Genomic DNA, 26916 nt, shown 5'->3' on the forward strand with positions numbered 1-26916 from the left:
CCGTATTTACCTGTTGACCAAGGAACCAGATCAGCGCGATCCGGCTGATTCCTTCAGAAGCTCGCCCGGTTCAATTTCCAGCGCCTCAGCAATCTGCCCAAGAACCGTGATGCTGGCGGAAACGTCGGCGCGCTCGATCGAGCCGATATTAGCGCGCGCCCAGGCCGGACCGTGGTCGCCGATCCAGAATTGTATCTAGGCGCGAAGTTACTTCCCGCGTCGCGAAGGCTTTGCCACAGCGGGCTCGATTCTGGCCAGAAGGTCCGCGGTAGGTATGCCCAAGGCCGAAGCAATGTCGACGAATTCAATGACGTCAATCCGTCGCTCTCCATTCTCATACTTGGCAACGAAGGACTGCGGTTTGCCCAGCGCATCGGCCAACTCCGCCTGGGTCAGTCCAGTGGCCTTACGCGCTTCGACGAGGAGGGACTGAAGAAGTATTTGTCGAGGCGTGCGCAAGGATTTCTGCATTCGGGATGGCTCTCCATTGAAAAAGAGGAGCCATTCCGGTAATCCTGATACGGGATTATCCCATTTCAGGATTTTTTCCTGCCGAGGTCCGAGGGAGGGCAGTGCGATGAGGGTGCGACCGGAGCTTGACCCCGACGTCGACGATCTCGCTCCCAGCGAGCAAGAAATCACTGCCTACGACGAACGGCACTTCGTGACCTATCTGCGGCTGCTTGATGCCGAGACGGATGGAGCCGATTGGACCGAGGTAGCTCGCATCGTTTTGCACCGTGATCCGACATCGGAAACGGGTCGAGCCCGGACCTGCTGGGAAAGCCACTTTGCCCGCGCGCGGTGGATGACGAAGACCGGCTATCGCAAGATATTGGAGCAGGCAGCAGCCGAGGCGAGAACGGCCCGGCACTAACCGTCCTTTTTCTTCGCCACTGTATCCGAAACCCCGGTGTTTCGGATTTTCTGTTGCTTCTGGTTGGCACGGCTATTCTCTGATCGGCTCCGTCTCTTTTGCCGATTGGGAGCCCCTATGTCCGGAAGCCGCGTCCTGTGGGGACAAGTCGCCATCGTTCTCGTGATCGTGCTCACCGCGATCTGGTGCGCGACGCAATGGACGGCGTGGCGGCTCGGCTTTCAGGGACAGCTCGGCGGGCCGTGGTTCGTGGCGGCGGGCTGGCCGATCTACTATCCGCCGCTCTTCTTCTGGTGGTGGTATTGCTACGACGCCTATGCGCCCGCGATCTTCATCGAGGGCGCTGGTATCGCGGTATCGGGTGCGTTGGCCGCGATCGTCGTCGCGATTTCACTATCGGTGATCCGCGCGCGGGAGGCGAAGAAAGTCGCCACCTACGGCTCGGCACGCTGGGCCGACGCGCAAGAGATCAAGGCCGCCGGTCTGCTCGGCCCCGATGGTGTGCTGCTCGGCCGGCTCGACGGCGACTATCTCCGCCACGATGGTCCCGAGCACGTCCTGTGCTTCGCGCCAACCCGATCCGGCAAAGGCGTCGGCCTCGTCGTGCCGACGTTGCTGACCTGGCCGGGCAGCACGATCATTCACGACATCAAGGGCGAGAACTGGGGTCTGACGGCCGGCTTTCGGTCGAAGCATGGCCGCGTGCTACTGTTCGATCCGACCGATCCGGCTTCGTCGGCCTATAATCCGCTGCTGGAGGTGAGGCGCGGCGACAAGGAAGTCCGCGACGTGCAGAACATCGCCGACATCCTCGTCGATCCGGAAGGTGCGCTCGACAAGCGCAACCATTGGGAAAAGACCAGCCATTCGCTGCTGGTCGGCGCGATCCTACATGTTCTCTATGCGGAACCGGACAAGACGCTGGCCGGCGTCGCCAATTTCCTGTCCGATCCGAAACGTCCGGTCGAGGCGACGCTGCGGGCGATGATGAACACGCCGCATCTGGGCGAAGCCGGCGTCCATCCGGTTATCGCCTCGTCGGCCCGCGAGCTATTGAACAAAAGCGACAACGAGCGATCGGGCGTGCTCTCCACCGCCATGTCGTTCCTCGGCCTCTATCGTGATCCCGTGGTGGCGAAGGTGACGGCACGATGCGACTGGCGCATCGCGGATCTGGTGGCGGGGGAGAAGCCGGTCAGCCTCTTTCTCGTCGTGCCGCCGTCCGACATCAACCGCACCAAGCCGCTGATCCGCCTGCTGCTCAATCAGGTCGGGCGTCGCCTGACCGAAGATCTGAAGACATCCGCCAATCGTCATCGACTGTTGCTGATGCTGGACGAGTTTCCCGCGCTCGGCCGCCTCGATTTCTTCGAGAGCGCGCTGGCCTTCATGGCGGGCTACGGCATCAAGTCCTTCCTGATCGCGCAGTCGCTTAACCAGATCGAGAAGGCTTATGGCGCGAACAACAGCGTGCTCGACAATTGCCATGTGCGCGTCGCCTTCGCTACCAATGACGAGCGCACAGCGAAGCGCGTGTCGGATGCGCTCGGCACGGCGACCGAGATGCGCGATTCCACCAACTATGCCGGCCACCGGCTGTCACCCTGGCTCGGGCATCTCATGGTGTCGCGTCAGGAGACAGCGCGACCGCTGCTCACCCCAGGCGAGGTAATGCAGCTTCCACCGGCCGACGAATTGCTGCTGGTCGCAGGCGTGCCGCCGGTCCGGGCGAAGAAGGCGCGCTATTACGAGGACGCTCGTTTCAAGGAGCGCATCTTGCCGCCGCCGAAGCCGACGACAGCGACGGCACCGGCAGCGCCGCCTTCGGATGATTGGTCGGCGTTGGCGATCCCGACGGCATCGGCTGGAGCGACATCCGACAATGGGAATGGCGTGAGCGTCGATCCGGCCAATGCCGGCATTCGCCGTGAGCCGGAATTGCCAGAACACGAGGAGATCGCGCCACCGGAGCTATCTCCCCTCAGCGAATTCGACGTTCTCGACGACGATCCCGATGTGGACGCCGCCCGGGCCAGCCGTTTGCGCCAGCAGGTCACATCGAATGCTCGGCAGGCGACGATGGACCCGGCCGATGGCCTCGAATTGTGAGGATGGCCATGCAGACCAAGACCCGCATGAATGTCTATTTCGACCCTGATCTATTGAAGAAGGTCGAGGCGCTGGCGTTCCGTCGCAACATCTCCAAATCCGCCGTGATCGAAGCCGCAGTCGCTTCCTTCCTGTCGGCGGATGCGTCCGAGCGACTTGAGGCCGTGTTCGCCCGCCGCATGGATCGCATCGGTCGCCAGATTGATGGGCTCGATGAAGACCTCGCCATCGTCGGAGAAACGCTATCCCTGTTCATCCGCTTCTGGCTGACCATCACACCGTCGTTGCCCGACAGCGCGCAGGCATCGGCAAGGGCTAAGGGAGCGGAGCGGTTCGAAAGCTTCCTACAAACGCTCGGACGGAGACTCGCGACTGGGGATCGGTTTTTGAAAGAACTGTCGCGGGATGTCGAGAGCCGAGCCAGTCACGGAACTCAAACTGAATGATCCGGCTAGATTTCGAATTTAGGGCCGAGAGCGGTCTGGCAGTTTCTGGAATGAAGTCATTGGAAAGCCGACGTCCTATTCGCGACCTTTTCGTTACTTCCTAGTTCGCTACCTTCGTTGCCTAATGCGTTTTCTCGTTCAGGTCCTGATTGTAGGCTAGGTTGCAGAAAACTCAGCGCTTCTCCTGAAAACTCGATAAGATGCCAGACAGTGACTGCCGATATGGATGAGACGGGGATGCCAATTTCTCTAAGTCCTACCCCCACAACAGAATGTACGTTTTCGGAATGGACGATTAGTAAGAAGAACCGTACCAAGCTGATTGAAGTTGTCGCCTATCTCTATTTGCGACAGGAAGAAAACGCCCAGCGAGTCATCAATGCCCTGGAGCCGCATCGGCGCGTGTCAAAGGGCAGGGTCGCCCAAAATGTCGTGAGGAAGCTGACGGCTCCGCACGCGGAGGACGTCGAGCTATTACGGTCAGGAACCGACGCACAGAAAGAAGCGGCGAGAAAGCGGATCAAGACGACCATTATTCATCGCGACGGGCTTCTGTTCCAGCATATCTCCTGGGTCGCCGCGCGGTTGGCTCTTCCGAACGGCTATATGACGTCGCCCCATGTCCGGCAGGCAGATAAAGGCTTTGACGGCTTTATCATCGAACTGGATGATAGTGGGCGCGAGATCAAACGCATTGTGCTTTGTGAGGACAAGGCTTCGAAATCTCCCCGCAACCTCATAAGTTCTAGCGTATGGCCTGAAATCGGAACCATTCGGGGTGGTGATCGCGATGATGAGATCCTCGCCGACCTCGTAACCTTGCTGAAGGGTGTCCCAAATATCGACGCCGAAGCGGCAGTGGACGAAATGTTCTGGGAAGGCGCTCGCGAGTTCAGGGTTGCTGTAGCGACTGGCGAAGATCAGCGCAGGGCTGGAAGTTTTTTGCACATCATAGCCGGTTTTGAAGCGGTCGCTGGCGGTGAGCTTGAAGCTCGCACGGCCGGCGTGCTGGCCTTCGAGGATGTGCGTAAGGGTTTGGCTCTTCTCGCCGATGAGGTAGCTACGAAGGTCGAGGAGATCGCCGGTGTTTGACCCAAGTTCCCGCGCGCTCCTGCGACAGGCTCCTGACCTGCCCGGCCTCGATCCTGAAACGCTGGACGAGTTGTTGACGGCCGCTCACATAGAGCTAGCGACGGTCCGTCTTCTGTCCCGCGAAGGTGAGCCTGAGGCCATAAGCGATGTGCTCGACCGGGTGCGACGCCTTGCTTCGACCTTCGAAGCCTATGTCGCACTCAATCTTCGACCTGAGCAAACGCGCGCCGCGGCTTTCGTCGCCGCGAGTGCTCATCAGATATTGAGCCACGTTCGCGAAGCTGCATTGGACCGCCCAACTGTTGTTTCGAGTGATGCAATCGGATCATCAATTTCGGCGACGCTCCTGTTCCTGATTGCTGATCGGGCAGCGGACGCGGCGGAAGTCGCGGGTCAACTCCGGGCCAGGGGCGAAGGGCGGGCAGTTCGACGATCTCTAATCCTAAGCCTTCGGGAATTAGCAACCGGCAACCTCACCACACTGATAGAACGCAACCTTAGCGAAGACCGCATTGTAACGGGCGATAGCCGCGAAGTAGCTACGGACCTTCTTTTGAGGGAATGTGCTTACGTTATTCAGGGACTTGGACAGGAAGCGCGCGGGAGTGCCGTGTCCGACCCTGACATCCGCTCAAGGCTTAAGCGAGTTATCCGCTTGTCGGAGGCCTCTGCGGTGGAGATCAATCTTGCGGTGGAAGGCACCGTGCACCACCAGTTTGCCGGGCCGCATCATCTGGCAACGCTCTTGAGCCGGCTCGTCGATGGCATGCAGGCAGCAATGCTGGTTCGGCTGCCAACACCATCTGGAGCGCAAGCCAAGGCATGGACTGATTGGCTCCTGTCGCAGACGCAATCGCGCCCGTTTCTGTGGATCAATCACCTGAAAGCGGTCAGGACGGGCTACCTGAACCGTGGCAGGTCCATGGTGATGACGTCTCCCACCGGTTCGGGGAAGACCACGTTATCCGTCCTGAAAATCGCAGCGACCCTGTGTGCGGGCGAGAGCGTCGTCTACCTGGCTCCAACCCATGCTCTCGTCGATCAAGTCGAGACCGATCTCTCTGCGCAAATTGGGGGCCTGGAGGCGGTCAGCGTCGTTGAAGATGTGGCGCTTGATGAGCTTGGCGACAGGCTGCCGCCGTTCTCCGTCATGACGCCCGAGCGTTGCCTCGCCCTCCTTGGCTTCGCGCCCGGGTTGTTCGACAAGGTGGGACTCTTGGTCTTCGATGAGTTCCATCTCATTAGTGCCGATGACCCGGCTACCTCGTCGAAGGTCAGCGCACGCGCCATCGACGCGATGTTGGCGCTCCTGACGTTTCTCCGACATCGCGAGGAAGCAGACTTGCTGCTGCTGTCTGCAATGGTCGCCAACGGTGCCGAAATAGCGCGTTGGCTACGGGCCGTGACGGGAAGGGAGGTCGAGGCGTTCGACGATCCTTGGAAGCCAACACGGCAACTTCGCTCTTGCGTCATCTATGATCGATCCGACGTGCTTAAGGCCGCGCAAGCCGCATCGAAGGCGAAGACCCAGGCGGCGCGGAGCAGGGTTCCCGCACAACCTCTCGGACTCTTTTCGTTGATCTCCGGATGGCATCCCAAGAGGCCGGAAAAGCTGATCGTGCAAGCGCTCACGGACCGACGACCGCCGCTCGTGAAAAACACCAAGGGGAAATTGACATCGAACAGGAACGAAGTCGCTGCGCAGATCGCAGCCGACTATGCGGCCGTCGGAAAGCGCGTGATCGTCTTCTGCAACGATACCAAGGCATGCGGGAGCGTCGCGGACCAGATCAATGGACTCTTGGCCTCGGCCACAATCGCATTGGATGAAACGCAGGAGGAAATGCGCAGGTCAGTTCTCAAAGATGTGGGAGCGGCCAAAGCCACATTCGATCCCACGGGATGCAGGGCGGCGGTGCATCATGGTGATCTGCTGCCATTGGAGCGGCGGCTGACGGAAAGCGTATTTCGGGTTCGCAGGGATGCCGAGAGCGAGGACCTAGGTCTTGATGTGATCGCTGCGACCTCCACGATTGCGCAAGGGTTGAATCTTCCGTGCGATGTTGTGATTCTTGCTGGCACCGATAGGAGCGCTGTTGACGATCCAAGCGGCAATCCCCGCACAGATTTGCGCCCTCACGAGATACTCAACGCGCTCGGAAGGGCTGGCCGCGCGGCATACGCAGCAACCGGTCTGGCGATCGTTGTTCCCGCAAAACCGATCGGTGTGGAGAGAGAGAACCTTTCCCTTCCGCCCGAGGGAATCCTGAAGACCGTCTTCTCCGAGCAGGATGCCTGTGAGGAGATTTATGATCCGATCGAGTTGCTGCTTGATCGGATTGAGGTATCCGCCGACCCCGATCCAAAAGTGCAGTCGATCATCCGGCGTTTATCTGCTGTCACGACAGCAGGAGAGAGCGGCTTCGACGATATAGTTCGCCGCTCTCTGGGGTTCTTCCGGCGCAAGGAAGCTGATGCTCCGGGGGCGGACAAATGGCTCGAACGTCGCCGAACCGCGCTCAAGGGCGCGGAGGAGCAACTGGAAGATCCGCCAGTTCTTGACTGGCAACGGGAAATCGCCGTTCGCAACGGAATTCCACCAAGGCTGATCGAGCGGTTGGTCGAGGCATTCAACCAGGCGCCAGTCGAAAAGACGGCAACCGAGGACTGGGTTAACTGGTTGCTGGATATCGTGGCCGAACATCCTTTGGATTTGACGATCTTCGCCAGGGAAACAGCTCTGGAGTCTGTGTTCGGCCGCGCCTACACGAACACGACAAAGCCCAACGCCACCGCCAAGCGAATATTGGGAGCGCTCAAGACGTTAGTCTCAATGTGGTGCGGAGGGCGCACGCTGGTCGAAATTGAGGCGTGGCTTCTCGCATTCGTTCGAAAACATGAGGGCGAGGTCAGACAACAGGCAAATCAATCCTCAACAGCGCAAAGGGCTCGCCGATTTGCCATACGTATTGCCCCCGATCTTGGCTTCCTTTGCGGCGTGCTTGGACAGATCGCCGCCTATAAGGCCGTTGAAAAGGAGGGGGTTATGCTTCCCGTAATCGATATGCTGCCACAGATGGTACGAGCCGGGGATTATGATCGTCATCATACGGCTTTGAGACAAATGACAACGAACGCCTCGCGGGTTGAGACCTTTGCGGCGCGTGTGGCACTAGGTGGGGCTTTCAAAGCTAGCGCAACTGCTGAGATGGATATTGTACGAGCAGAAGTTACAACCGCCATGTTGATGCAGTCACTTCCCGATCTTGATGATGACGAATAACGAGTTGAGGAATTGCGGAAAGCGCGTCCGCATATGGAAAGAGTCGATCATAGCATTGGCAATCGACATGATGCGCACAGCGGAAGTCCAGACTCGCCGATTACCGCCTTCTCTACGCTTTGGCCGCACGTCTCCAGATCCTTGTTGAATCAGCCTAATTTCCGGCTCTTTTAATCGACCCCGTCTGGGGACCGTCTGACTTCTCCCCGGCGAGATCGGGGATCAGATGGCGGCTTCGCATCACAATACGGAAGGCTTGGCTCGTGGCGCGCGGATGCTGCGCACGGCGCTTGGCCCCGCCATCGCCCGGTTTCTCGAAGACGCCTCCGTCGTCGAGGTGATGCTGAACCCGGACGGGCGCATCTGGATCGATCGTCTTTCCGAGGGGCTGTCCGACACCGGCGAGGTGCTGTCACCCGCCGATGGCGAGCGCATCGTGCGCCTGGTCGCGCACCATGTCGGCGCCGAGGTTCATGCGGGTGTTCCGCGCGTCTCTGCCGAACTGCCCGAGACCGGGGAGCGCTTCGAAGGCTTGTTGCCACCCGTGGTCGCAGCTCCAGCTTTCGCGATCCGCAAACCCGCCGTCGCGGTGTTCACGCTCGACGATTACGTCGCGGCTGGGACCATGTCGGCAGCCCAGGCCAAAGCGTTGCGAGTTGGCGTCACGTCGCGTGCCAACATCCTCGTCGCCGGCGGCACCTCGACCGGCAAGACGACCCTCACCAACGCGCTGCTGGCTGAGGTCGCGAAGACATCAGATCGCGTTGTCATCATCGAGGATACGCGCGAACTGCAATGCGCCGCGCCGAACCTCGTCGCGCTGCGGACGAAGGACGGCGTCGCTTCGCTCTCCGATCTCGTCCGCTCCTCGCTGCGCCTGCGGCCTGACCGCATCCCGATCGGTGAGGTGCGCGGCGCGGAAGCGCTGGATCTGCTCAAAGCCTGGGGCACCGGCCATCCAGGTGGGGTCGGCACGATCCACGCCGGCAGCGCCATCGGCGCACTGAGACGGATGGAACAGCTCATCCAGGAAGCCGTCGTCACCGTTCCGCGCGCCCTGATCGCCGAGACCATCGATCTCGTCGCCGTGCTTTCCGGCCGTGGTGCCGCCCGCCGGCTCACCGAACTCGCCCGTGTCGATGGCCTCGGCCTGGACGGCGATTACCGCGTCGTGCCCGCCGGCGACGGCGCACCGAACGCGATCAGCACCAACCCGGAAGGAGAAACTCCGTGACCCAAGTCGCACGCCTCGCGCGCCAACGTTTCGCCATAACCGCATCCATCGTCGCGCTCAGCGTGGCGGTGACGGCACCCGCCTATGCCTCCGGCTCGTCGATGCCGTGGGAACAGCCGCTGCAGCAGATCCTTCAGTCGATCGAAGGTCCGGTCGCCAAGATCATCGCCGTGATCATCATCATCACCACGGGCTTGGCACTGGCTTTCGGCGACACCTCGGGTGGCTTCCGCCGCCTGATCCAGATCGTCTTCGGCCTGTCGATCGCGTTTGCCGCCAGCTCGTTCTTCCTCAGCTTCTTCTCGTTTGGCGGCGGGGCGCTGGTCTGATGGCGGGTGTCGGCGACCAGAGCGGCGAAGTGCCGGGTTTCACCGTCCCGGTTCACCGAGCGCTGACCGAACCGATCCTGCTCGGCGGCGCGCCGCGCGCCATCGCCATCATGAACGGCACGCTCGCCGGCGCGGTGGGCCTTGGTCTGCGTCTCTGGCTGGTCGGCATCGCCATCTGGGCGATCGGGCACTTCGCGGCGGTGTGGGCGGCAAAGCGCGACCCGCTGTTCGTCGACGTAGGTCGCCGCCATCTGCGTATCCCCGCGCACCTTTCGGTCTGAGGGGAGGCGGCCATGATGAACCTCGCCGAATATCGCAATCGCAACCGCCGGCTCGCTGATTTTCTGCCTTGGGCGGCATTGGCCAGCCCCGGCATCGTGCTCAACAAGGATGGCAGTTTCCAACGCACCGCAAGCTTCCGTGGTCCCGATCTGGACTCCGCCGTGCCTGCCGAACTGGTCGCCGTCGCTGGCCGCCTCAACAACGCCTTCCGTCGTCTCGGGAGTGGCTGGGCGATCTTCGTCGAAGCACAACGCCATGCGGCAGGCATCTATCCCACGAACCGTTTCCCAGATGCCGCCTCGGCCTTGGTCGATGCTGAACGCAAGGCGGATTTTGAGGAAGCGGGCAGCCATTTCGAGTCCAGCTACTTCCTGACCTTCGTCTATCTGCCACCGGCCGAGGATGCGGCACGCGCCGAGACGTGGCTCTACGAGGGCCGCGAGAAGACCGGCATCGACGCGCACGAAGTGTTGGCCGGCTTTGCAGACCGCACCGACCGGCTGTTGCATCTCATCGAAGCCTTCATGCCGGAATGCCGCTGGCTCGATGACGGCGAGACCCTGACCTATCTGCACGGCTGCGTCTCCACGTGCCGTCATCGCGTCCGCGTTCCCGAGACGCCCATGTATCTCGATGCGCTCTTGGCTGATCAGCCGCTCACCGGCGGACTGGAGCCGCGGCTGGGAGCTCAGCACCTGCGCGTCCTCACCATCACCGGCTTTCCGACAGCGACGACGCCGGGTCTGCTCGATGAACTGAACCGGTTGGCGTTCCCCTATCGCTGGTCCACCCGCGCGATCCTGCTCGACAAGACCGATGCCACGAGGCTGCTCACCAAGATCCGCCGTCAGTGGTTCGCCAAGCGCAAGTCGATAGCCGCGATCCTGAAGGAGGTGATGACCAACGAACAATCCGTGCTGATGGACACGGATGCCTCGAACAAGGCGGCGGACGCCGATCTCGCGCTTCAAGAATTGGGTGCCGACTATGCAGGCGTCGCTCACGTCACCACGACGGTGACGGTGTGGGATGTCGATCCACGCACCGCCGACGAGAAGCTGCGGCTGGTCGAGAAGGTCATCCAGGGCCGCGACTTCACGGCGATGGTGGAGACGATCAACGCGGTGGACGCCTGGTTCGGCAGTCTGCCGGGGCATGTCTATGCCAACGTCCGGCAGCCACCGATTTCCACACTCAATCTCGCCCACATGATCCCCCTCAGTGCCGTGCGGGCGGGGCCGGAACGGGACGAGCACTTCGGTGCCGCCCCCTTGCTCTTCGGCAAGACCGAGGGCTCGACCCCGTTCCGGTTTTCCCTTCATGTCGGCGATGTCGGCCATACGCTGATCGTCGGCCCGACCGGCGCCGGCAAGTCGGTGCTGCTGGCGCTGATGACCTTGCAGTTCCGTCGTTACGCCGGCGCTCAGGTCTTCGCCTTCGATTTCGGTGGCTCGATTCGCGCCGCCGCGCTCGCCATGCGGGGCGACTGGCACGATCTCGGTGGCGGGCTGACCGACGGCTCTGAGACCTCCGTCAGCCTGCAGCCACTCGCCCGCATCGAAGAGACCGCAGAACGCGCCTGGGCCGGGGACTGGATCGTCGCCATTCTCTTCCGCGAAGGCGTCGCCATCACCCCGGAGGTCAAAGAGCACATCTGGACGGCGTTGACCTCACTCGCCTCCGCGCCGATCGAGGAACGCACAATCACCGGCCTCTGCGTCCTGTTGCAGTCCAACGACCTCAAACAGGCGCTCCGTCCGTACTGCATCGGTGGAGCGTGGGGCCGGTTGCTCGACGCCGAGAGCGAGCATCTCGGCACGGCCACTGTACAGGCGTTCGAAACCGAAGGGCTGATCGGCACGGAAGCCGCGCCCGCCGTTCTCGCCTATCTCTTCCATCGTATCGAGGATCGGCTCGACGGATCGCCGACGCTCATCATCGTCGATGAGGGCTGGCTGGCGCTCGACGACGAGGGCTTCGCCGGCCAGCTTCGCGAATGGCTGAAGACGCTCAGGAAGAAGAACGCCAGCGTCATCTTCGCCACGCAAAGCCTGTCCGATATCGATGGATCGGCGATCGCGCCCGCCATCATCGAGAGTTGCCAGACCCGGCTGCTGCTGCCGAACGAGCGGGCCATCGAGCCGCAGATCACCGCCATCTATCGCCGTTTCGGCCTCAACAACCGCCAGATCGAGATCATCGCGCGGGCCATGCCCAAGCGCGACTACTACTGCCAGTCGCGGCGCGGCAACCGGCTGTTCGAGCTGGGCCTGTCGGACGTGGCGCTGGCGCTCTGCGCCGCATCGTCCAAGACCGATCAGGCGGCCATCGCGAAGATCGTCGCCGAACATGGCCGCGACGGCTTCCTCGACGCCTGGCTGCGTCATCGCGGCGCCAGCTGGGCAGCCGACCTCATTCCCGACCTCACCAATCTCGAGAAACGCCCATGACCCTGCGCCGTTCGCGCGCGGCGCGCTTCGCCGTTGCCTTGCTTTCAGCCTCCGCCACCATGGCGCCCATGCTGCCGATGCCCGCGCATGCGATCATCGTCTTCGATCCTTCGAACTATGCGCAGAACGTCCTTCAGGCCGCCCGGGCGCTCCAGCAGATCACCAATCAGATCACCTCGCTGCAGAACGAAGCGCAGATGCTGATCAATCAGGCCCGCAATCTGGCGAGCCTGCCGTATTCGTCGCTCCAGCAGCTTCAGCAGTCCGTGCAGCGGACGCAGCAGCTTCTGGGGCAGGCGCAGAACATCGCCTACGATGTCCAGCAGATCGATCGGGCCTTCCAGCAGAAATACTCGACCGCCTCGATGTCGGCGTCGGACCAGCAGCTCGTCGCGGATGCCCGCTCGCGCTGGCAGAACACCGTCGGCGGCTTGCAGGACGCCATGCGCGTGCAGGCCGGCGCCGTCGGCAACATCGACAGCAACCGTGCGCAGATGTCGACGCTTGTCGGCGCCAGCCAGTCGGCGACCGGCGCGCTCCAGGCGACGCAGGCCGGCAATCAGCTTCTGGCGCTCCAGGCGCAGCAACTCGCCGATCTCACGGCGGTGGTTGCCGCCAACGGCCGGGCGCAGGCACTCAATGATGCCGAGCGGGCGGCTGCGGCCGAGCAAGGTCGCGAACAGCGCCGTCGCTTTCTGACGCCGGGCACGGGTTATCAGCCCGGTTCGGCCAAGATGTTCTACGGCAGCAACTGAGGGCGCGGCGATGGACGGCAAGACCCTCGCACGCATCGGCGCCGTCGCCTTCGTCGCAGTCGCGATCACCGCCACGGTGATCGAACTGACGCGCACCGACGAGGCGACGGAGATCCGCACCGTCAGCCGTCCTCACGTCAGCGATCCCGGATCGCCGCGACCCACGCTCCGGCATTGCCGCGACATGGGCGAGGCCGCCAGTCGTGATGCAAGCTGCCTCAGGGCATGGGCGGAGAACCGGGACCGGTTCCTCGGCGCTACTTCACCGGAGGCGCATTGACCATGGGCGGCTCGGGCGTCATCGACCATTTCCTTGAGGTCTTCACCCGCTACATCGACAGCGGCTTCGGCTTGTTGCAGGGCGAGGCGGCCTTCATCGCCACGACGCTGATCGTCATCGACGTGACGCTGGCCGCACTCTTCTGGTCTTGGGGCGCCGACAACGACATCATTGCGCGGCTGATCAAGAAAACCCTGTTCGTCGGTGTCTTCGCCTACATCATCGGCAACTGGAACAACCTCGCGCGCATCGTCTTCGAGAGCTTCGCAGGGTTGGGCCTGAAGGCGTCCGGCACCGGCTTCTCGGTCAGCGATCTCATGCGTCCCGGCAAGGTGGCGCAGACCGGCCTTGATGCGGGCCGGCCGCTGCTCGACTCCATTTCCGACCTGATGGGCTGGGTGTCGTTCTTCGAGAACTTCATCCAGATCGCCTGTCTGCTGTTCGCCTGGGCGCTGATCCTGCTCGCCTTCTTCATCCTCGCCGTCCAGCTCTTCGTCACCCTGATTGAGTTCAAGTTGACGACGCTCGCCGGCTTCGTGCTGATCCCCTTCGGCCTCTTCGGCAAATCCGCCTTCATGGCCGAGCGGGTGCTCGGCAACGTCATCTCGTCGGGCATCAAGGTGATGGTGCTCGCCGTCATCATCGGCATCGGCTCGACCCTCTTCTCCGAGTTCACCGCCGGCTTCAACGGCGCGACGCCAACCATCGACGACGCCATGGCGATCGTGCTGGCGGCGCTGTCGCTGCTCGGTCTCGGCATCTTCGGTCCCGGCATCGCCAACGGCCTCGTTTCCGGCGGCCCGCAGCTCGGTGCGGGCGCGGCGATCGGAACGGGCCTTGCCGCCGGCGGCATGGCGATGGCGGGTGCTGCGGCGGTCGGCGCTGTGGCCTCCGGTGGCGCGGCATTGGCAGGAGGCGCCGCGGCGGCAGCGCGTGGTGGGGCGGCCCTCGCAGGGGGCGCATCGTCTGCCTACAGCCTCGGCGCGGCCGGACATACTGGCGCGACAAGAGTCGCAGCGGGTCTCGGCAATGTCGCCGGCATCGGGGCATCCAAACTCGGCTCTGTCATCGCCAGCCCGTTCCGGCGCGCCGCCGCGTCGATGAAGGACAGCTTCGAGGCGGGTGGTCGATCGGTCGCCGGTGACGGCACCGCATCGGATGCTGCCGCTTCTCATCCAGCAAACACCGACGGCCCGCCCGCTTGGGCCAGGCGCATGAAGCGCTCTCAAGCGATATCGCACGGCGTCCAGGCCGCTGCCCACGCGGTCAAGTCCGGTGACAGCCATGGCGGCGGCTCGTCCGTCCATCTCTCCGAAAGCGACCGCTGATGTTCAAACGACCCTCCACCCACTACGGCAGATCTCCAGAACCCGAGACGCCCTATCAACGCGCTGCGCAGGTCTGGGACGACCGCATCGGCTCGGCTCGTGTGCAGGCGAAGAACTGGCGCCTGATGGCCTTCGGATTACTGGCCTTGTCGGCGGGGCTCTCCGTGGCGCTGGTCTGGCAATCGCTGAGCGGCTCGGTCGTGCCTTGGGTGGTGCAGGTCGATAAGATCGGCGCAGCACAGGCGGTCGCTCCGGCAACCGCCGACTATCGGCCGACCGATCCGCAGATCGCTTTCCATCTTGCGCGCTTCATCGAAGAGGTCCGCTCGATCCCGGCGGACGCGATCATCGTCCGTCAGAACTGGCTCAGGGCCTACGATTTCACCACACAGGCCGGAGCACTGGCGCTCAACGACTACGCCCGCGCCAACGACCCCTTCACCAAGGTTGGCAAGACGCAGATCGCCGTCGATGTCTCGAGCGTCATCCGTGCGTCGCCCGACAGTTTCCGCGTCGCCTGGGTCCAGCGGACCTATCAGGACGGCTCGCTCGCCTCCACCGAGCGCTGGACCGCCATTCTGACCGTCGTCGTGCAGGTGCCGCGCGACGCCGAAAAGCTCCGGGCCAACCCGCTCGGAATCTACGTCACCGCCATAAACTGGTCGAAGGAGCTGACCCAATGACGCCGACCTTCCGCAAAGCCGCCCCCGGACAGGCGGGACGTCCGGCTTTCCTCACCTGCAGTTCTCAGGTTTTCCGTAAATCCGCCTTGCCGCTTCTCTTGGCTTGCACATCCGTGCTCGCCGGCTGCGCCACGGCGCAGAAGCCGCCCGAAATCTCCTATGACGATGCGATGCCTGCGGTTCAGACCGCCGATCCGCCCGCGCCGGTTCGGGTGGTGGAATTGCCGAAGCCGCTGCCGTTGCCCGGCCAGTTGAAGCCCGTCGGCAAAGACGTCAAGGCGACGCCCGAACTGCCGGACCCCGCCGCGCGGGTGAACGAGGCCAATGCCGCCGCGCGGATGCAGCCGGTCCGGAACGGCTTCATCAACGCCATCCAGGTCTATCCCTTCGTCGATGGCGCGCTCTATCAGGTCTACACCGCGCCCGGCCAGATCACAGACATCGCCTTGCAGTCCGGCGAAACGCTGGTCGGCTCGGGTCCGGTCGCCGCCGGCGATACGGTGCGCTGGATCATCGGCGACACCGAGAGCGGCTCCGGAACGACGAAGCAGGTCCATATCCTCGTCAAGCCGACCCGGCCCGAGCTGATGACCAATCTCGTCATCAACACCAACGCGCGCACCTACCATATGGAACTGCGCTCGACCGAGAAGACCTACATGGCCTCGGTGTCCTGGCAGTATCCACAGGACCAGCTCATCGCGCTGCGCCGCCAGAATGCCGAGGCGCAGGCCGTCCAGCCGGTGGCGACCGGCATCGATCTCTCTCGCGTCAACTTTCGCTACGAGGTGACCGGCGATCGCGCGCCGTGGCGGCCGCTCCGCGCCTTCGACGACGGCAAGCAGGTGTTCATCGAGTTCCCGCGCGGTATCGGTCAGGGCGAGATGCCACCGCTCTTTGTCGTCGGCCCGGAGGGCGACACCTCGGAACTGGTGAATTATCGCGTCCGCGACAACTACATGATCGTCGACCGGTTGTTCGCCGCCGCCGAATTGCGCTTCGGCGCCGACAAGAACCAGAAGCGCGTCCGCATCTCTCGCACCGACGGGAGGCCGGCATCGTGAGCGAGATCGACCCCGATCGTCAGAAGCCGGACGCGGACGACGAGGCCCGGCCGCTGACCGGAGAGCCGGTCGCGCCGATGCGGCTGCGGCCCGAACCGCCGCGCGTGACGCGCCTGTCGCGAAAGGTGCTGATCGCCCTCGGTTTGCTTGCCGGCACCGGTATCGGCGGCACGTTGATCTACGCGCTCCAAACCCGGCACGGTGGCAAGACGAACGAGGAGCTCTATTCGACCGACAACCGGACGACGCCCGATGGGCTCGCCGGCCTGCCGAAGGACTATGCCGGTATCCCGAAGCTCGGTCCGCCGCTGCCGGGCGACCTCGGCCGCCCGATTCTCAGCGCCCAGAATGCGGGGCAGCCGGTGCTGACACCGGGGATCGCGTCACCCAACCCGGGGATCAGTCAGGAAGAGCAGCGCCGCCTTCAGGAGCTTGAGGCCGCGCGGACGGCGCGCCTCTTTGCTTCGACCGAGACGCGGCCAGCCAGCACCGCTGTGCCACAGCCGCAAGCGGTCGCCTCGCCGCCGACGGACCTCGCCAGCCTCGGTCTCGCGCCACAGCCCTCGACACCATCAGCGCAGGACCGCCAGCTCGCGTTTCTGAATCAGGCGCCTGACAAGCGTACGGTCTCGCCGGATCGTGTCGCCGCGCCCGCGTCGGCCAATGTGCTTCAGGCCGGGGCGGTGATCGCGGCGGCGCTCATCACCGGCATCCGCTCCGATCTACCCGGCCAGATCACCGCGCAGGTGACGGAGAACGTCTATGACAGCCCGACCGGGCGCATTCTGCTCGTGCCGCAGGGCACGCGGATCATCGGTCAGTACGACAATGGAGTCGGCTTCGGTCAGCGCCGCGTGTTGCTGGTCTGGAACCGGCTGATCTTCCCCAATGGTCGCAGCATCGTCCTAGAACGCCAGCCGGGCGCAGACGCCGAGGGCTATGCCGGGCTCGAAGACGGTGTCGATTACCATTGGGGCGAGCTGTTCAAGGCCGCAGCGCTGTCGACGCTGCTCAGCGTCGGTGCTCAATCCGGATCATCGAACAATGACAGCGACATCATCCGCGCGCTGCGCAACGGTGCCTCCGACAGCATCAACCAGACCGGCCAACAGATTGTGCAGCGCCAGCTCAACATCGCCCCGACGCTGACCATCCGGCCGGGTTTCCCCGTCCGTGTGATCGTTACGCGAGACTTGGTACTCGAACCCTACGGAGGCTGACATGGCAAAGCTGAAACTCGGCCCGATTGCCGACGACAAGCCGGTGAAGGTCACGCTGGAATTGCCGGCAAGCTTGCATCGCGACCTCACCGCTTATGCCGAAATCCTCAGCCGGGAGGCCGGGCAAGCCGCCGCCGATCCCGTTCGCCTGATCGTGCCCATGCTGGAGCGGTTCATTGCAACGGATCGGGGATTTGCAAAGGCGCGGCGAGGGCAATCCATCGCCTAGAATACGAGCCCGTTTCATCGGTTGCAGTCCGGGTCAGTTGCTAGATTGTGTTGCGATATGCCTTTTTACAGGACGGGAGGCGTGATACAAAGGCTCGGACAATAGCATCAACTCTCCGAGCTGTCGTATCGTGCCCCAATCCGTGTCCCAGCGCCAAATCGCCCAAACCGTGCTGAAAGCGCGTGGCATCGCGCGCCTAGCGGAACTGCGCGCGGAAGGCGTGACCGCAGCCACTATGAGCCGCATGGAGCGTGATGGCGAGGTGATCCGGCTCGCGCGGGGACTCTATCAGCTCCCTGATGCCCCTCTCCACGTTCACCACAGTTTCGCAGAGGCCGCAAAACGCCTGCCAAAGGGGGTTGTCTGCCTCGTCTCGGCGCTCGCGTTCCATGACCTTACCGATCAACTGCCCAGGCATGTGTGGATGGCCATCGGCCAAAAGGATTGGGCGCCCAAGTCTGACGGCGTGTCAATTCGGCTAGTCCGATTCACGGATCGCCTGCTAGCGGATGGTGTCGAGACCCACACCGTCGAGGGGGTGTCAGTGAAGGTCTTCGGTGTCGCCAAGACGATCGCAGACTGCTTCCGATATCGGAACAAGATTGGCCTGTCCGTCGCGATTGAAGGCCTCCAAGAAGCGCTGCGTCAACGCAAGGCGACTCCAGACGAAATTGCCAAGCAGGCGGAGCGTGGCGCGGTCGCGACGGTCATTCGACCATATCTCGAGGCACTGATCGCCAATGGCTAAAGAGACCAAAAATATCGGAGCCTCGGTGCGTGCCCGGCTACTGCAACTCGCCAAGGCGAGTGGCCAGAGCTTCGATCTCGTCCTGACGCGCTTCGCGCTCGAACGGCTACTCTTCAGGCTCGGTCAATCGCCACATGCCGATCGCTTCGTCCTGAAGGGCGCCATGCTGATGATGAGCTGGTTCGACGACCCGCATCGTGGCACGCGCGATCTTGATCTGTTGGGTTTTGGAAATTCCGAAGCCGAGCCAATGCTGGCAACGTTCCGCGAAATCATGGCGCAGGAAATCGCCGATGGCGTGGAATTCGACATTGCGGCGCTGCGTGTCGATCGCATCCGTGAGGAGCTGGAATATGGGGGCCTGCGGCTGCGGACAACGGCGTCGATCAGCGGAGCCCGCGTTGGTCTGACGATCGACATCGGCTTTGGCGACGCGATGGAGCCTGGTGCCGAAGTACTGGACTATCCTTCGATGCTGGAGTTTCCCGCGCCCCGCCTGCGAGCCTATGCGCGTGAGACCGTGATCGCCGAGAAATTCCAAGCGATGGTGGCGCTGGGGCGTGCCAACAGCCGGATGAAGGACTTCTACGACATCTGGATTCTCAGCCGGTCCTTCACCTTCGACGATGACAGATTGCCACGAGCGATTGCCGCCACGTTCGCGCGGCGTGGAACACCGATTCCCCAAGAACCGCCCGATGCGTTGACAACGGCCTTTGCCAAGGATGCGCAGAAGCAGCGACAGTGGCGGGCGTTCGTCGGGGACGTTGCTCACGATCCCGGTGATCTAGGGACTGTCGTCAGAGATTTGGCAGCTTTCCTTATGCCTCAAGCCGTTTCAGCAGGGAGCGTGAGCAAATGAGTGGCGAGATCGCAATTGCCGGATTGCAGGCTGCGAAAGAGGTGCGCCCAGGTCTGAAGCGGCTAAACGAAGCCGTGATGAAGCCTGGCGATATCGTTCTCACGACCACGACTGCTGCAGTAAGCAAAGCCATCCGCGTCGCAACCGGTAGCGACATCTCTCATGCCATGGTGTGCGTCGAGGACAGATCGATCATAGACGCGACTGGCGAGGGTGTTCATGCGCGCAATACGCAGCGACTGTTCTTTGATGGAGATTGCTCGGTCTACGTCCTGCGTCTGCGTGAAGGCCTTTCCGATCAGCAGCTCGCGGCGGTTCGAAACTACATGCGCGGGCACATCGGCACGCAATATTCCACCAGAGAGGCGATGTTGACGTTGCTGGGCGGGGCGCGCCAATGGAGCAAGAAACAGTTCTGCTCCCGCCTCGTCGCGCAAGCCTTCGCGTCTGCGGGTATCCATCTTGTCGCTAATCCCAATTTCTGTTCACCCGCCAACATTCAGAGCAGCCCGCTTCTGGCTTCGGTGGCAGATGCCACCGTGCCAGTGACTGCAGAAGAAGCCGCATGGTGGGATGGAAACGATGACGTCCCGCAGCTCATGCGGGATGCGATCAACACCGTTCTTGGTGGCGCGCGTGCAAAGAACCCTGATATACAAACCTTCGATGATCTCCATCGTTATCTAGTAAGCCATCCAGAATGTGATGACGACTTCTGTCGACTGCTTGAGACGTCGAATTACCTCTCGCTCTGGAAGGTCGAGCGGGACAAGAATCCCTGGCAGTATGATCTCGCCCTCCTAAACGCCGCGCCGGCCGACCAGGCCGAGGCTTATTGCTGGAGTGTGCTGGAGAACGAGGATGGAGGGCCGAACCGCTATATCGTCAATCGCGGCGGATATCTGCTTTTCTCCCGGCAATACGACCTTCAGTTTTTCCGGATAATGGCGGCGTTGTACGAGCATCTGGCGGCGCTCCACCAGCAACGCATAGACGTTGCGGCTGAATGGCTCCACGCAAATGGTCATTTCTCACGATCGGCGCTAAAACATCTCACGCCGCATACGCCGGAATGGTTCACTGCCCTGGAGCAATGGGATCCACCAAAGGCGATGATGACGCGCAAAGTCATCGAACTCGCTGGCCGAATGGACGTCTGTTCAATCTGCGGCGACGATCCCGCCAAGGACTATCGGTTGGAGGCAAGCCGGCCGCCAGGCGGAGTAGACACGCTCCGCCTTTGCGATGACTGCGTCACTATCCGCAGACAGGCAGGTGAACCGTTCATACTATTATTTGACGCAGCAAACGGTGATGTTGACGAGGGTGCGTAGTTTTTCCCCGCACACGCCATGTTCAGCGCTGCAATAAAAACGGGAGATTCTATTCCGTGCGCGAAGTCAATAGCGAAAAAATTGAGTGGAAGGAAGTCCTCTGGAAATATTTCAGAATGGAGCGTTTCATTTCGACCCTTGAGACCGGCCAGATATATTTTGCGTCGGCCAATCAGTTCTCTGACCCTTTCGAAGGGGCGGTTGCGGTCCAGATGGACGCAGCTCCCGTTGACCCGCGCTATGCAGAGATGGACTGGGGTGAGAAGGCGTTCTTCGAACTGAAGCGACTGACGAAGATAAGCTGTTGGCACCGCGCCCCATATGAAAGCGATGCTATGTGGAAGCTCTACGCCGGAGAACACAAGGGCATTGCCATCTGCACGACCCCTGAGCGCATGCGGGCTGCTTTCGGTCCGTTCCGTCTGCGGGCGGATTACGGGATTGAGGATTTATGGGCGGGGCCTGTCGATTATGTGGATCTCACCCAGATCCGTATGAGGGGTGCAGGAATGCTAGAGAGGTTCTTCTTCAAACACCGTGCATTCGAATGGGAAAGTGAGTTCCGGTTGGCGATCTCTCTTCGGATGGCAGAGGAGTTCGGTGTGGCGGTTCCGGTCGATGGAATATTGGTGGACGTCGATCTCAGGGTGCTGATCGAGCGAATTGTGCTTGGGTCGACTACCTCAGAAGAGGAGCGCGAGATCGTGACGAGGCATGTCGAGAAGGCGGGCCTCGGGGGGGTGCTGCGTCAATCTTCGCTGCTTGGTTTGCCTCGGTATGTTTGAGCGAGGCCACTGGGCACATGGACGTCATAGATCCGAACGGCTAGGCCTTCCAGTGCCTGACTTTCAAGCCGATTGCGCTCGTGGGGTGGCTATTGCTGGCGGACCCTACATAGGGTCGGAAGGTTCAGATCGGTCCGTACGTTTGTTGGGGGATAGGGATGGCTGACGATCTGGACCACCTCGACGACTTGCCGAAGCGTGACGCCAATCATGTGGTGGAAGAGAAGGCGGAAACGGCCTTCCAGGGGCGCCTCACGGCGAGCGGTCGCTTCATCCTCCAGCGCGCAGACCGAAAGGACTATGGTACGGACTGCGAGCTCGAAGTCGTCGACCTGGAGCGGGCGACCAACGTCAGGATCCACGTGCAGCTCAAAGGGACAGAGCGCCCGCTCAACGCGGATGGCTCTCTCAGCATCGAGGTCGGCCGCTCAAACCTGAACTATCTGCTGATGCACCCGCACAGCTTCTACGCCGCTTATCACATCCCGACGTCGTCGCTGCGCATCTGCCCAGCGGAGACTGTTATCCACCAATACGAGCACGCAGGAAAGAACTGGACCCACCAGCAATCGCTCACCGTCAATTTCACTGACGAGCTGACGAACGTGCGGCTGGATCGTCTGGCCACTTTGGCTAGATCCGCGGCGCGGACGGCGCGCGATCGTCGGATCGAGCAGACTCGGGCAGCGCCTGGCGATGTCGCTGGTCTCGTTCGGCGCTGTGTTCCAGACATCCATGTTCCGGACGATCCGGCCCTAGCCGGCCAACTCCTTGCGCACCTCTACAACCAGGACGCCGACGTGGTGATCAGCGCGGCGTTCGATCGGTTCGCGGCGGTGCTGGGGGAGGGCAACGAAGCCATCGGCCCCGCCTACATGGCTGAGGTCAACCTAGGGATGGCGGGGATAAGTCGGTCGCGCGTCCGGATCGAAGCTGCCGTGACTTTTTTCAGGAATCAGCTCGACCTGGGTCGCTACGAGCGGGGCGGCCTTCACTATACGATCGGCAATGCCTTCTCTGCGCTCGGCCAGGAGGAGGACGCCAAAGCCGCCTATGAGGCGGCTCTCGCCGACACTGCGTTCGCCAGTTCGCCGGACCTAGCATCCCAAGGCCATAAGAACCTCGGGACGAGTTTTGAGCGGCTCGGAGATGAGAAGCGAGCAGTCGAGCACTATCGCGAAGCCTTGCGGCTGAACCCACACCTTCCTGAAGCGCACAATGCCTTGGCCCAGTTCTACGTGCGCCAGGGCGAGTGGAAGCATGCCCTCACGCATCTGGATCAGGCCGTCTTCACCGACCCTACGCGCGTCAAGGCAGCCGGCGTTGCAGGGTGGCGAGCCAACGTGCTCTTCAACATGGGAGAGGGGAGCGCGGCGTTCCGTGAGATCAATGGCCTCCTTGCCCAAGCTGATTGTGAACCATGGATCTGGCCGTTTTTCGCACGGCTGGTGGCGAGCTTCGGTCGGACAACGACGGAGAATGCGCGCCAGGCGCTGGGCTTCTGGCACCGCTATGTCGGTGCCCACCCCGAGAGCTCCGGAGGCCGTCGCGAGCTGCTGTTGTCGACTTTGTACCTGAGAGCGGAGGGACAAGATGTTGGCCGGACTTACGCGGAATTCCGTGCAGAGTTCGTTCGCCAAATCGAGCACATTGACGACAAGGATCAAAGCGCCTTCTTATGGGATCGCCTTGGGCACTGGGCGCAAGATGATGCGAACTGGGCCGAGGCCGAGTTCTGTTTTCGGAAGGCCTACGATCTGGTGGGCGGTCACTATGGCTACTGTCTCGGAACGGCCCTTAACTTTCTTGGTCGGTTTGAAGAGAGCCTGCCGATCCTGCGCGAACAGGCCGAGGGCATCCAGCCTGATGCCATGAGCTGGTTTCAGCTCGGCGCGGCCTATGGCGACCTTGGGCATTCTGCGCAAGCGATCGACGCCTATGAGAAGGCCCTTGCGCTGGACCCCGACTACGATCTGGCGATGTTCAATCTCGGCGGTGCTTACTGGAACAGGAGGGAGAAGATTGAGGCATTGGCGATTTGGACGATGGCCATCGATCGCTTCCCAGATCATGAGCTCGTCGCCAAACTCCGACATGACCTGCCGGACTTCTTTTCGCCCGATCCCACCCAATGCAACGAATTCTAGAAGGACCGCAAAGCGCAGGAGACAGTGCATTGCCTTAGGCTTTTTGTCGGCAAGTGCTGCCGCTGACGGTGCCAGCAGGGAGCGACGGCCTCAGTCTACGCACCTTGTATGGTCGGTCAGTCCGAAGAGGTGACTTCCAAACCCGCGATATAAGTTTGCCCAACAACGGGCGGATCCGTCTTTGGCGTTCCCGGCGACGATACGAGCGTTGGAAGCCCGGTGAGGGCTGGAGGGCATCGAATGCGTAGCCTGCAGAGCAGCGGAGAGTGCGCATACGGCATCGCTACCTATCGCAGTCAATCACCAACTTTTGCGGTCGGCTATAGCTATTTCCCCCGCGCTTCGTATATAATGCAAACCTATAGATTGATGCCGCGCACCGCGCTACATTTATTGTGAAAAATCAATTGCGTATGAATCTGACGGTATATCTGACGGTAATTGTCGATTTCTCCGTTTTACACTCATCGAAAATTCAAATACTTACCGCTCCGGTTAATCATCGAGTGGGAGTAGGGGAATAGGACACAGTGGAGGGCATTGGAGCGAGATAGCGTAGAAAAGATGACGGGGCCAACCTACTTCAGGCGGACGCCAGCGCTGACAAGCTAAATGCAAATCACACCGCTGTGAGGCCGCCATCCAGGATCAGATTGCTCCCCGTCGCGAATTTGGCCTCGTCGCTCAGCATGAAGAGCGCCGCCTGGGCGATTTCCTCCGCCGTCGCATATCGACCCATGGGATACCTTGCCATACGGCGTGACCGCGCTTCGGGGGAAGCGTCGCCGCCAAGCAGGCGCAGGCCCATCTCGGTCGAAGCTATAGTCCCGGGCGAAATCGCGTTGATCCGAATCCCGAAGGACGCATAGTCGGCGGCCATCTGGCGCGTCAGGCTGAGGACGGCGCCCTTCGATGCGCAATAGGCGGCCATGTTCTGGATGCCGACCAGGCCTGCGATCGACGCGATGTTGAGGATCACGCCGCGGCGCCGTTCCATCATGCCGGGCAACACCGCCTTGGAAGTCATGACGACGCCGCAGACATTGACGCTCATGATCCTTCGCCAGGACTCTTCGTCGGCTTCGTGCACAGAGCCGAGAGCGGCGACGCCGGCATTATTGACCAATCCGTCGATGTCTCCCAGCGCCTCTCCGACCTGCCGCGCCGCACTCGATATTGCGCGCCAGTCCGAAACGTCGGCTCCCAAGCCAATCGATCTCGCGCCATCCTCCATCAACGACCGCGCGACGTCCTCGGCGCCCGCGCCATCGACGTCGATGACACCCACCGCGGCGCCTTCCTCAGCGAGCAAGAAAGAGATCGCGCGGCCGAGGCCGCCGGCGCCGCCCGTCACGATGATCGTCTTTCCTGAAACGCGTCCGGTCATCTGCGCGTCGCTACATGCTCGTGAGTTTTCTCTGGCCCGCTCGGAGCCGCGCCAGTTGAATGAAATAGGTCGGGTTCAGGAACAGCTCGTCCAGATCGCCGAGTTCGTCAATCGTCAGGCCGCGCTTGACGAGCGCATTCAGATATTGAAACGCATCCTTCGCCCCGTAGCCGACATGATAAGCGCCGATCACCCGGCGGGTGTCGCCGTCCAGGATCAGTTTCTGGAAACCGGACATATGCGGGCGCGCCATTGCGTAGAGCATCGTACGGTCGCCCGCCGGCAGCCCCACATTCAGCCCGTCGGGCGTGTCCGGCGGCAATTTGAGAACGACGACATTGCTGTAACGCGCCCGCGCGGCCTCCTCGCCCAGACCAAGCCAGCTGACTTCATAATGCGTATGCAGAAAGTCGGGCCAATCGGCCGCACGATACTTCACCGCCTCGCCCATGATAGAACGGGCGGCGAAGGCGCCGCTCTTGCGCGCCTTGAACATTTCCATGGGCGCCCCGATGAGGTCGCCGACCGCATAGACGCCGGGGATCGACGTCCTCAACGCGTCGTCCACGACAATCGCGCCTTTTGCGTCGACCTCGACGCCCAGTGTTTCAACCGCCATGTCCGAGCGCGGCCGCTCCCCGAGCGCGTGGAAGACGAAGTCCGTTTCGATTTCGAGACGCCCTGTCGACGTCTCCGCGATCACACGGGCGGCGCGGCCCTCGGCGTCTCCGATGATCTCGACGATATGCGCGCCCTCGACGATTTCGACGCCCTGTTCCCGCATGCGATCGAGGGCATAGCCGCGCGTCTCTCCGTCGGCGATCATGTCGAGCGGGCGATTACGCACGAGCATCACGACACGGCGGCCGGTTGCATTGAAGAAGCAGCCATATTCCACAGCCGTTTTGCCGCCGCCGATGACGACGATCGTCGGCCCGGGCTCCTTGTCGAGCGTCTCGACAATGCTCGCATAGGTGTGCACGCCAAGAAGATGCGCGCCCGGCGTATCCAACGGGGCCGCCGCGGCGCCGCAGGCGAGCACGAGGGCGCGCGCGCGGAAAATTTCGCCCGCCGCTTCCACGGCCTCCGCATCGAGAATGCGCGCCGGCGCATTCAGCACGAATTCGATATCGAGCTGCTCCTTGCTTTGATAATTCATCACGGCGTGTGGGCCCGTGCGTCCTTTGCGGAAGAGGTCGACCACCTCCTTGATGCTCACGATCTTCCCCCTGAGATCCGGGAACCACAGCTCCCCAGCAAAGCTGCGCGTGAGCATGAGCTCTGCGGCGCAATCCGAAAACAGATGATGCGGCACGCAGGCGTTATGGGGGCACGAGCCGCCCAGGAAGGGCCAGCGATCGATGATCAGCGGCCTTCCGCCCATTGCGCGCATATAAGCCGCGCCGAACCTGCCCGCGGCGCCGCCGCCAATGAAAATGGCGTCGAAGGGACGTCCATCGCGCGCGTCAATGTTGTAGATCGGACCGACCGTCTGCGGATGCGCGAGCGCGTTTTCGATTTTCTCGGCCCATTGGGAGATGGTTAGAAAGCCACGACGCAGCGTCATCAGATTCTCCAATTACGCTACTCGCCGACAGATTTGATCAGGCGTTCGATGGCGTGCCGGGTAAGCTGGAATTACACTCCAGAAAATTGGAGCCGTCAAAACCAGGCGCCTTCAAATCTCGATGGCGCTACGGATCAGAAACTTTGCCCTGGCGATGATGACGAACCAAAGGTCATCCATGCCCTTTCATGTGCCTGATGGCGATCCCCAAGGCGAGACCGCATAGCCGAAAAGCGTGATCGCGTTTTTTCGAACAAGGCGCGCCCAGCGAAAAGTCGAACTCCGCTTCATTCATTTGGGTGATCGAGGCGCGCGGCGGACCGACATAATCTGCAATGGGACTACACGGTCGAGGCTCGTCGCTGTGACGCTGCTTTGCCTCCCGTCGGGTGCGTGCAAGGAACCTAACGCGGCGTCCCTGCGTT

The 26916-nt window shown here is 62.0% G+C and carries 24 protein-coding genes and 1 pseudogene; 21 read left to right on the top strand and 4 right to left on the bottom strand.

All coding sequences use genetic code 11. The annotated features are described in order from the left end of the window. Positions 1–30: 30 nt before the first annotated feature. Both QNA11_RS01945 and QNA11_RS01950 read right to left on the bottom strand, forming a co-directional pair. Positions 31–147: pseudogene (locus QNA11_RS01945) on the bottom strand (helix-turn-helix domain-containing protein); the annotation flags it as partial. Between the two features lie 60 nt (positions 148–207). Next, positions 208–471, bottom strand: coding sequence for a helix-turn-helix domain-containing protein (locus tag QNA11_RS01950; protein WP_283481756.1), 264 nt, complete (start codon positions 469–471; stop codon positions 208–210). A gap of 106 nt (positions 472–577) precedes the next feature. On the opposite strand from QNA11_RS01950, the gene QNA11_RS01955 reads away from it, so the two are divergent. From QNA11_RS01955 to QNA11_RS02055, 21 genes are all read left to right on the top strand, one after another. Then, positions 578–877, top strand: coding sequence for a DNA -binding domain-containing protein (locus tag QNA11_RS01955; protein WP_283481757.1), 300 nt, complete (start codon positions 578–580; stop codon positions 875–877). Positions 878–994: 117 nt separating this feature from the next. After that, entirely contained in the window at positions 995–2986 is a 1992-nt protein-coding gene (locus QNA11_RS01960) for a conjugal transfer protein TraG (RefSeq protein ID WP_283481758.1), read from the top strand. Positions 2987–2994: 8 nt separating this feature from the next. Further along, positions 2995–3432, top strand: coding sequence for a ribbon-helix-helix domain-containing protein (locus tag QNA11_RS01965; protein ID WP_283481759.1), 438 nt, complete (start codon positions 2995–2997; stop codon positions 3430–3432). A 210-nt stretch (positions 3433–3642) separates the two neighbouring features. After that, positions 3643–4524 (top strand): hypothetical protein, encoded by an 882-nt coding sequence (locus QNA11_RS01970; protein WP_283481760.1) that lies wholly within the window; start codon positions 3643–3645, stop codon positions 4522–4524. After that, positions 4517–7807, top strand: a complete 3291-nt coding sequence (locus tag QNA11_RS01975) for a DEAD/DEAH box helicase (protein WP_283481761.1) — start codon at positions 4517–4519, stop codon at positions 7805–7807. The genes QNA11_RS01970 and QNA11_RS01975 overlap by 8 nt, the downstream gene beginning before the upstream one ends. Before the next feature lie 226 nt (positions 7808–8033). Further along, positions 8034–9041, top strand: a complete 1008-nt coding sequence (gene trbB / locus QNA11_RS01980; RefSeq protein WP_283481762.1) for a P-type conjugative transfer ATPase TrbB — start codon at positions 8034–8036, stop codon at positions 9039–9041. A 35-nt stretch (positions 9042–9076) separates the two neighbouring features. Continuing rightward, a complete protein-coding gene (locus tag QNA11_RS01985; RefSeq protein ID WP_502867553.1) occupies positions 9077–9370 on the top strand; it encodes a TrbC/VirB2 family type IV secretion system protein in 294 nt (97 codons plus the stop codon). Next, complete coding sequence (locus tag QNA11_RS01990) at positions 9370–9651, top strand: VirB3 family type IV secretion system protein (protein ID WP_283481764.1); 282 nt, start codon at positions 9370–9372, stop codon at positions 9649–9651. Before QNA11_RS01985 ends, QNA11_RS01990 begins: the two co-directional genes overlap by 1 nt. A gap of 12 nt (positions 9652–9663) precedes the next feature. Then, complete coding sequence (gene trbE / locus QNA11_RS01995; RefSeq protein ID WP_283481765.1) at positions 9664–12102, top strand: conjugal transfer protein TrbE; 2439 nt, start codon at positions 9664–9666, stop codon at positions 12100–12102. After that, positions 12099–12857 carry a P-type conjugative transfer protein TrbJ gene (gene trbJ / locus QNA11_RS02000; protein WP_283481766.1) on the top strand — a complete coding sequence of 253 codons (759 nt, stop codon included), beginning with the start codon at positions 12099–12101 and terminating at the stop codon, positions 12855–12857. Before trbE ends, trbJ begins: the two co-directional genes overlap by 4 nt. A gap of 10 nt (positions 12858–12867) precedes the next feature. After that, a complete protein-coding gene (gene trbK-alt / locus QNA11_RS02005) occupies positions 12868–13137 on the top strand; it encodes a putative entry exclusion protein TrbK-alt (protein ID WP_283481767.1) in 270 nt (89 codons plus the stop codon). Positions 13138–13139: 2 nt separating this feature from the next. Continuing rightward, entirely contained in the window at positions 13140–14465 is a 1326-nt protein-coding gene (gene trbL, locus QNA11_RS02010; protein ID WP_283484145.1) for a P-type conjugative transfer protein TrbL, read from the top strand. Continuing rightward, complete coding sequence (trbF, locus tag QNA11_RS02015; RefSeq protein WP_283481768.1) at positions 14465–15148, top strand: conjugal transfer protein TrbF; 684 nt, start codon at positions 14465–14467, stop codon at positions 15146–15148. Before trbL ends, trbF begins: the two co-directional genes overlap by 1 nt. Further along, the gene (gene trbG, locus QNA11_RS02020) at positions 15145–16212 is read left to right on the top strand and encodes a P-type conjugative transfer protein TrbG (protein ID WP_283481769.1); all 1068 of its coding nucleotides are present in this window, start codon (positions 15145–15147) and stop codon (positions 16210–16212) included. Before trbF ends, trbG begins: the two co-directional genes overlap by 4 nt. Next, positions 16209–17432: a TraB/TrbI/VirB10 family type IV secretion system protein gene (locus QNA11_RS02025; RefSeq protein WP_283481770.1), complete on the top strand. Its 1224-nt coding sequence runs from the start codon at positions 16209–16211 to the stop codon at positions 17430–17432. The genes trbG and QNA11_RS02025 overlap by 4 nt, the downstream gene beginning before the upstream one ends. 1 nt (position 17433) lies before the next feature. Continuing rightward, the gene (locus QNA11_RS02030) at positions 17434–17661 is read left to right on the top strand and encodes a DUF2274 domain-containing protein (protein WP_283481771.1); all 228 of its coding nucleotides are present in this window, start codon (positions 17434–17436) and stop codon (positions 17659–17661) included. 130 nt (positions 17662–17791) lie between these two features. Then, positions 17792–18409: a type IV toxin-antitoxin system AbiEi family antitoxin domain-containing protein gene (locus QNA11_RS02035; RefSeq protein WP_502867506.1), complete on the top strand. Its 618-nt coding sequence runs from the start codon at positions 17792–17794 to the stop codon at positions 18407–18409. Continuing rightward, the gene (locus QNA11_RS02040) at positions 18402–19271 is read left to right on the top strand and encodes a nucleotidyl transferase AbiEii/AbiGii toxin family protein (protein ID WP_283481772.1); all 870 of its coding nucleotides are present in this window, start codon (positions 18402–18404) and stop codon (positions 19269–19271) included. The genes QNA11_RS02035 and QNA11_RS02040 overlap by 8 nt, the downstream gene beginning before the upstream one ends. After that, positions 19268–20605, top strand: a complete 1338-nt coding sequence (locus QNA11_RS02045; protein WP_283481773.1) for a YiiX/YebB-like N1pC/P60 family cysteine hydrolase — start codon at positions 19268–19270, stop codon at positions 20603–20605. Before QNA11_RS02040 ends, QNA11_RS02045 begins: the two co-directional genes overlap by 4 nt. Before the next feature lie 56 nt (positions 20606–20661). Continuing rightward, positions 20662–21390 (top strand): hypothetical protein, encoded by a 729-nt coding sequence (locus QNA11_RS02050; RefSeq protein WP_283481774.1) that lies wholly within the window; start codon positions 20662–20664, stop codon positions 21388–21390. Positions 21391–21548: 158 nt separating this feature from the next. After that, complete coding sequence (locus QNA11_RS02055; protein ID WP_283481775.1) at positions 21549–23537, top strand: tetratricopeptide repeat protein; 1989 nt, start codon at positions 21549–21551, stop codon at positions 23535–23537. Between the two features lie 619 nt (positions 23538–24156). On the opposite strand, the gene QNA11_RS02060 is transcribed toward QNA11_RS02055, so the two are convergent. Both QNA11_RS02060 and QNA11_RS02065 read right to left on the bottom strand, forming a co-directional pair. After that, positions 24157–24924, bottom strand: a complete 768-nt coding sequence (locus tag QNA11_RS02060; RefSeq protein ID WP_283481776.1) for an SDR family NAD(P)-dependent oxidoreductase — start codon at positions 24922–24924, stop codon at positions 24157–24159. A gap of 10 nt (positions 24925–24934) precedes the next feature. After that, positions 24935–26491: an FAD-dependent oxidoreductase gene (locus tag QNA11_RS02065; protein WP_283481777.1), complete on the bottom strand. Its 1557-nt coding sequence runs from the start codon at positions 26489–26491 to the stop codon at positions 24935–24937. Positions 26492–26916 lie beyond the last annotated feature (425 nt).

The organism is Methylocystis sp. JR02, assembly GCF_030063565.1.
Classification (GTDB): Bacteria; Pseudomonadota; Alphaproteobacteria; order Rhizobiales; family Beijerinckiaceae; genus Methylocystis; species Methylocystis iwaonis.

What these genes read in the sequence shown, in the direction of transcription:
- QNA11_RS01950 (WP_283481756.1), bottom strand. Translation starts at nt 471, where the DNA reads ATGCAGAAATCCTTGCGCACGCCTCGACAAATACTTCTTCAGTCCCTC.
- QNA11_RS01955 (WP_283481757.1), top strand. Translation starts at nt 578, where the DNA reads ATGAGGGTGCGACCGGAGCTTGACCCCGACGTCGACGATCTCGCTCCC.
- QNA11_RS01960 (WP_283481758.1), top strand. Translation starts at nt 995, where the DNA reads ATGTCCGGAAGCCGCGTCCTGTGGGGACAAGTCGCCATCGTTCTCGTG.
- QNA11_RS01965 (WP_283481759.1), top strand. Translation starts at nt 2,995, where the DNA reads ATGCAGACCAAGACCCGCATGAATGTCTATTTCGACCCTGATCTATTG.
- trbB (WP_283481762.1), top strand. Translation starts at nt 8,034, where the DNA reads ATGGCGGCTTCGCATCACAATACGGAAGGCTTGGCTCGTGGCGCGCGG.
- QNA11_RS01990 (WP_283481764.1), top strand. Translation starts at nt 9,370, where the DNA reads ATGGCGGGTGTCGGCGACCAGAGCGGCGAAGTGCCGGGTTTCACCGTC.
- trbE (WP_283481765.1), top strand. Translation starts at nt 9,664, where the DNA reads ATGATGAACCTCGCCGAATATCGCAATCGCAACCGCCGGCTCGCTGAT.
- trbJ (WP_283481766.1), top strand. Translation starts at nt 12,099, where the DNA reads ATGACCCTGCGCCGTTCGCGCGCGGCGCGCTTCGCCGTTGCCTTGCTT.
- trbK-alt (WP_283481767.1), top strand. Translation starts at nt 12,868, where the DNA reads ATGGACGGCAAGACCCTCGCACGCATCGGCGCCGTCGCCTTCGTCGCA.
- trbL (WP_283484145.1), top strand. Translation starts at nt 13,140, where the DNA reads ATGGGCGGCTCGGGCGTCATCGACCATTTCCTTGAGGTCTTCACCCGC.
- trbF (WP_283481768.1), top strand. Translation starts at nt 14,465, where the DNA reads ATGTTCAAACGACCCTCCACCCACTACGGCAGATCTCCAGAACCCGAG.
- trbG (WP_283481769.1), top strand. Translation starts at nt 15,145, where the DNA reads ATGACGCCGACCTTCCGCAAAGCCGCCCCCGGACAGGCGGGACGTCCG.
- QNA11_RS02030 (WP_283481771.1), top strand. Translation starts at nt 17,434, where the DNA reads ATGGCAAAGCTGAAACTCGGCCCGATTGCCGACGACAAGCCGGTGAAG.
- QNA11_RS02040 (WP_283481772.1), top strand. Translation starts at nt 18,402, where the DNA reads ATGGCTAAAGAGACCAAAAATATCGGAGCCTCGGTGCGTGCCCGGCTA.
- QNA11_RS02045 (WP_283481773.1), top strand. Translation starts at nt 19,268, where the DNA reads ATGAGTGGCGAGATCGCAATTGCCGGATTGCAGGCTGCGAAAGAGGTG.
- QNA11_RS02055 (WP_283481775.1), top strand. Translation starts at nt 21,549, where the DNA reads ATGGCTGACGATCTGGACCACCTCGACGACTTGCCGAAGCGTGACGCC.
- QNA11_RS02060 (WP_283481776.1), bottom strand. Translation starts at nt 24,924, where the DNA reads ATGACCGGACGCGTTTCAGGAAAGACGATCATCGTGACGGGCGGCGCC.
- QNA11_RS02065 (WP_283481777.1), bottom strand. Translation starts at nt 26,491, where the DNA reads ATGACGCTGCGTCGTGGCTTTCTAACCATCTCCCAATGGGCCGAGAAA.